We start from the raw sequence: 5,457 nt of genomic DNA, 5'->3' as shown, positions 1-5,457 counted from the left end.
AGGGGCGCAGCGCGCGGCCCGGCGGCGCGTCAGCCGGGCGGTCAGCGCCGGCGGCGGCGGAAGAGGAGGCGCGGCAGGGGCGCGGGGACGGGTTCGCGGGTGGTGGCGGCGGTGGGCGGCGGGGCGGCGGCGAGGGGGCCGGACGGCTGCGGGAGGGCGGCCCCCAGCGGCTCCAGGCGCAGCACGCGGCACTCCCGCGCCCACCGCTCCGGCATCGCCTCCGCGTCCGCCGCGTTGAGCCGCTTGCCCTTGAGCTCCGCCACCGCCTCCTCCCACGCCGGGGAGCCGGGGGCCGGTTCCGTGACCGCGGCGCGGCAGGTCACCAGCCGGCCGCCCTTGTCCTTGCTGCGCAGCGTCAGCACCGCGTGCCCCCCGTCGGCCAGCCCCGGCAGCGGCTGCTCCCCGGGCCCGTCGCCGACCAGGCAGACCGCGCCGTCGTGCCAGACGTGCCACAGCGCCCGCTCCGCGCCGGAGCCGTCGCCGCCCTCCGCCCGCACCCACACCAGCGCGGACTTCTTCGCGGCCTCCTCGACGAGGGCGCGGTCGAACAGCTCGGTCGTCGTCATGGCAGCAGCGTAGCGAGCCCGCTCAGAGCCAGCCGTTGCGCTTCAGGGTGCGGTGGATGCCCAGACAGATCGCGACCGTGATGCCCATGACCACGGGGTAGCCGTACTTCCAGCCCAGTTCCGGCATGTGCTGGAAGTTCATCCCGTAGACACCGCAGACCATCGTCGGCACGGCGATGATCGCCGCCCACGAGGTGATCTTGCGCATGTCCTCGTTCTGCGCGACCGACGCCTGCGCCAGGTTGGCCTGGAGGATGGAGTTGAGCAGCTCGTCGAAGCCGGTCACCTGCTCCTGGACCCTGGCCACGTGGTCGGCGACGTCCCGGAAGTACTTCTGGATGTCCGGGTCGATCAGCCGCATCGGCCGCTCGCTGAGCAGCTGCATCGGCCGCAGCAGCGGGGCCACCGCCCGCTTGAACTCCAGCACCTCGCGCTTGAGCTGGTAGATCCGGCCCGCGTCGGTGCCGCGCGGAGCGCTGCCGCGGCGGCCGGGGGTGAAGACCTCGGTCTCGACGTCGTCGATGTCGTCCTGCACCGCGTCCGCGACCGCCAGGTAGCCGTCCACCACGTGGTCGGCGATGGCGTGCAGCACCGCGGAGGGGCCCTTGGCGAGCAGTTCCGGGTCCTCCTCCAGCCGGCGCCGCAGGGCGCGCAGCGAGCCCTTGCCGCCGTGCCGGACGGTGATCAGGAAGTCCCGGCCGGTGAAGCACATGATCTCGCCGGTCTCGATGACCTCGCTGTCCGTGGTGAGCCGGTCGTGCTCGACGTAGTGGACCGTCTTGTACACGGTGAAGAGGCTGTCGTCGTAGCGCTCCAGCTTGGGCCGCTGGTGGGCCTGGACGGCGTCCTCCACGGCCAGCGGGTGCAGCCCGAACTCGGCGGCGATGCCCGCGAACTCGTCCCCGGTGGGCTCGTGCAGGCCGATCCAGACGAAACCGCCGTCCCGGCGGGCCGCGCGCATCGCCTCCTGCGGGCCGAGCGTGCCGTCGGAGGGAACGCGGCGCCCGTCGCGGTAGATCCCGCAGTCGACGACGGCGGACGGGGCGGGCGGGGCGGGGAGCGCCGCGGGGTCGAGGTGGGCCAGGGAGGCGGCGCGCCGGGACGGCCGGATGCGGACCGAACGGGCGACGCGCTGGGAGGGACGGACCGCTGCGCGCAGGTCTCGGATCATCGACATGGCGGGGCTCCTTCGCTTTCGGGCGACGAAAGGCCGTGCCGCCGACGGCTGGAACCCCCCGGAACGAGGACGTGCGTGGTCGGGCGAAGGGCACGTCCGCAAAGCGGGGAGCACCGCACCGTGTCGCGGCGTTCGAGCTTTCGCCGCCGGTGCTGGTCGAAGAGTTCGACAGAAGATCAGGCAGGCGAAAAGAAGTGCTCTTCCCCGGCGCGGAGGGGATGTCCGCCGCTGCCGCGCCCGGAGCGCGAGCAGCGGGCGGGTCGAGGACGCCGGAGCCGCGTCAGCGGCCGGAAGAGCGGGTGGTACTGCACGGTCGACTTCGGTCCATCGCAGCCCCACCTCCTCCGGCCGGTCCCTCGTGAGGGACGATCCATTCCCCTGGGGGAGAGCGCTCACGGGCAGCTCTCAGGGGGAGCATGACTGGCGTCGGGACTCGATCGCGACGCTTGGCGTGCTGTCCCGAACTGCGGCAAGACTATCAGCCGACTTGACTGTCAAGGCGTCCGCTTGCCCGCTCCCGGTGAGTTCCGGACGAGTTCTATGCTCGCCGCATGGCTGATGTTCTTCCCCTGGTCGAGGCGCGTTTGCGGACGGCGCTGGGCGAACCCGACGCGCGGGCCGCCGTCACCTTCCTCGGTACGGACCGCGTGGAGGTTCTCCGTTTCACCGAGGAGGACGTCGTCCGGTACGCCACCCTCGGCATGTCCGCCCACCCCATGAACGACCCCACGGCGATGGTCGCGGACCCGGTGAAGGGGCCGCGGGCCGAGCTGGTGCTCTCCGTGCGGCGCGGGGTCGCGGACACCGACAAGGCGCTCCGCCCGCTGGCCGTGCTCGCCGCCTCCCCGCAGGTGGAGGGGGTGGTGGTCGCGCCGGGCGGATCGCTGGACGTGGGCGAGCCCCTGTGGCCCGGCGCCCCGTTCACCTCCGTCCTGGTGGGCGAGCCCGGCGGCCTGGTCGAGGACCTGGAGCTGGACGACCCGCTGGACCCGGTGCGGTTCCTGCCGCTGCTGCCGATGACGCCGAACGAGGCCGCCTGGAAGCGGGTCCACGGCGCGCAGGCGCTCCAGGAGCGGTGGCTGGCCCGCGGCACCGACCTGCGGGACCCGCTCCGCCGGCCGGTCGCCCTGGACTGAGTGACGGAAGTCACCCGACGGACGGGCCAACAGATGGCCGGAACAGGTGAGTTGGCCCGGCGGGACGGTCCGGCGGACCGGGCGGGCCGGTGACGGGCCCGGCCGGACCGGACCGGTGGACGGCGGAGGCGCCACGCCGGCCGTGCCCGCCGGACGGGTGATCGTCCTTGACTCGGCGCGGCCCAGGGAGGACCGTGGGACTTTATGAGGGGCGAACCCAGTTGCCCGAAGTGCGGTGGCCGGGTCAGGGCTCCCGGACTCTTCTCCGACGCGTGGCAGTGCGACGCGCACGGCCCCGTGCATCCCGTCCAGCCCGTGATCCCGCCCAGCGTCGAGGCCCTCGGTGTGGTGGTGCACCGCACCCGGGTCCCCGTCTGGATGCCGTGGCCGTTGCCGGTCGGCTGGCTGTTCACCGGCGTGGCCAGTGCCGGTGACGACCGCGGCGGAGGCCGCGCCTCGGCGGTCGCCTGCTCCGGTCCGGGGCCGCTCGGCGGCGTCGGCGAGCTGATCCTGGTCGCCGAGGAACTCGGCGTGGGCCTCGGGGCCCGGTACGCGGGGATCGACGGGCCCGACCCCGGACCCCTGATCGACATCGGCAAGCCCGCCCAGGCCAAGGTGCACGCGGCCGGCCGCCCCACCCCGATGTGGCTGGTGGACGGCGCGCCGGAGGACCGCGCGGTGTTCGCCGGCGAGGCGCTCGGCCTGTGGCTGTGGGCCGTCGTGTGGCCCGAGCAGTCCGGGCTGCTGATGTACGACGAGATGATCCTCACCGACCTGCGCGAGGCGGGCGCGGAGATCGAGCTGGTGCCGTGCGGCGCGCTCTCGCCGCGGCTGCTCGAACCCTGACGTCCCGGGGCGGTTCCGTCCCGCCGTGCGGACCGGTAAGTGTCACCCACTCGGACGACCCCTTATCCTGGTGTGGTCCCGTCCGTGCAAGCCCTCGTCCGCTGGAGTCGCCGTGCGCATCGACCTGCACTGCCACTCCACCGCGTCCGACGGCACCGACACCCCCGCCGGGCTGGTGCGCGCCGCGGGCGCGGCCGGTCTGGACGTCGTCGCGCTGACCGACCACGACACCACCCGCGGGCACGCCGAGGCGGTCGCCGCCCTGCCCGAGGGGCTCACCCTGGTCGCCGGGGCGGAACTCTCCTGCCGCTGGACCGGGCCCGGGGCCGCCCCCGGCGACGGCATCAGCATGCACATGCTGGCCTACCTGTTCGACCCCGAGGAGCCCGCGCTGCTCGCCGAGCGCGAGCTGGTCCGCGACGACCGCGTGCCGCGCGCCCGCGCCATGGTGGCCCGGCTGCGCGAGCTGGGCGTGGACGTCACCTGGGAGCAGGTCGCCCGGATCGCCGGGGACGGCTCCGTGGGCCGCCCGCACCTCGCCACGGCCCTGGTCGAGCTCGGCGTCGTCACCACCGTGGACGAGGCCTTCACCCAGGACTGGCTGGCCGACCGGGGCCGCGTCTGGGTGCCCAAGCACGAGACCGACCCGTTCGAGGCGATCCGGCTGGTCAAGGCCGCCGGCGGCGTCACCGTCTTCGCCCACCCCGGCGCCGCCAAGCGCGGCCGCACCGTGCCGGAGTCCGCGATCGCCGCGATGGCCGAGGCAGGCCTGGACGGCATCGAGGTCGACCACATGGACCACGACCCGGCCACCCGCGCCCGGCTGCGCGGCCTCGCCGCCGAACTCGGCCTGCTGGTCACCGGCTCGTCCGACTACCACGGCACCCGCAAGACCTGCGCCCTCGGCGAGAACGTCACCGATCCCGAGGTCTACGGCGAGATCATCCGCCGGGCCTGGGGCGCGTTCCCCGTCCCCGGCGCCGGCGGACCGGCCGCGGCCTGACCCGGCGGGACCACGTCCGCCAGGCCGCGTCCGGCCCCCACCTTCCCCCACGTCCCGCGCCGCACCGCGCCGCGTCCTGTCCGGACACGGCCGGACGGCGGCGTTCCGCACCATCCGCAAGGCCTCTCACCGTGTTCGACATCGCCGTCTTCGGCTCGCTCTTCCTCACCCTCTTCGTGATCATGGACCCGCCCGGGGTCACCCCGATCTTCCTCGGTCTCACCGCCGGCCGGCCCGCCGCCGTCCAGAAGCGCATGGCGCTGCAGGCGGTCCTCGTGGCCGGCGGCGTGATCGGCCTCTTCGGCCTGCTGGGCCAGCGCATCCTCGACTACCTGCACATCTCCGTGCCGGCCCTGATGATCGCCGGCGGGGTGCTGCTCCTGCTGGTGGCGCTGGACCTCCTCACCGGCAAGACCGACGAGCCGCAGCAGACCAAGGACGTCAACGTGGCGCTGGTGCCGCTGGGCATGCCGCTGCTGGCCGGACCCGGCGCCATCGTCTCGGTGATCCTCGCCGTGGAGAAGGCCGGGGACGTGGGCTCCCAGGTTGCCGTCTGGACGGCGATCCTCGCGATCCACGTCGTGATCTGGCTGGTCATGCGGAACTCGCTGCTGGTGATCCGGGTGATCAAGGAGGGCGGCGTGGTCCTGGTGACCCGGCTCGCGGGCATGCTGCTCGCCGCCATCGCCGTGCAGCAGATCATCAACGGGGTGACCCAGGTCGTCCGGG

General features: G+C 74.0%; 6 protein-coding genes. 4 read left to right on the top strand and 2 right to left on the bottom strand.

The genetic code is table 11. From position 1 onward, the window contains the following. Window positions 1-41: 41 nt before the first annotated feature. Both A2U95_RS06870 and A2U95_RS06865 read right to left on the bottom strand, forming a co-directional pair. A complete protein-coding gene (locus tag A2U95_RS06870; protein WP_166021317.1) occupies window positions 42-566 on the bottom strand; it encodes a hypothetical protein in 525 nt (174 codons plus the stop codon). Window positions 567-588: 22 nt separating this feature from the next. Beyond that, window positions 589-1,743: a magnesium and cobalt transport protein CorA gene (locus tag A2U95_RS06865; protein ID WP_166021316.1), complete on the bottom strand. Its 1,155-nt coding sequence runs from the start codon at window positions 1,741-1,743 to the stop codon at window positions 589-591. A 551-nt stretch (window positions 1,744-2,294) separates the two neighbouring features. Between A2U95_RS06865 and A2U95_RS06860 the strand changes: the two genes are divergently transcribed. The 4 genes from A2U95_RS06860 to A2U95_RS06845 all read left to right on the top strand — a co-directional run. Continuing rightward, window positions 2,295-2,879, top strand: coding sequence for a suppressor of fused domain protein (locus A2U95_RS06860; protein WP_166021315.1), 585 nt, complete (start codon window positions 2,295-2,297; stop codon window positions 2,877-2,879). A gap of 204 nt (window positions 2,880-3,083) precedes the next feature. Then, the gene (locus A2U95_RS06855; RefSeq protein ID WP_166021314.1) at window positions 3,084-3,725 is read left to right on the top strand and encodes a DUF6758 family protein; all 642 of its coding nucleotides are present in this window, start codon (window positions 3,084-3,086) and stop codon (window positions 3,723-3,725) included. Between the two features lie 112 nt (window positions 3,726-3,837). After that, a complete protein-coding gene (locus tag A2U95_RS06850; RefSeq protein WP_166021313.1) occupies window positions 3,838-4,728 on the top strand; it encodes a PHP domain-containing protein in 891 nt (296 codons plus the stop codon). A 131-nt stretch (window positions 4,729-4,859) separates the two neighbouring features. Next, a partial coding sequence (locus A2U95_RS06845) for a MarC family protein (protein WP_166021312.1) occupies window positions 4,860-5,457 on the top strand: 598 nt, incomplete at its 3' end.

The sequence above is a fragment of the Streptomyces chilikensis genome (assembly GCF_001642695.1).
GTDB lineage: Bacteria > Actinomycetota > Actinomycetes > Streptomycetales > Streptomycetaceae > Streptomyces > Streptomyces chilikensis.
Note: the sequence above shows the minus strand (reverse complement) of the source record. Positions and strands in the feature narration are given on the sequence as shown.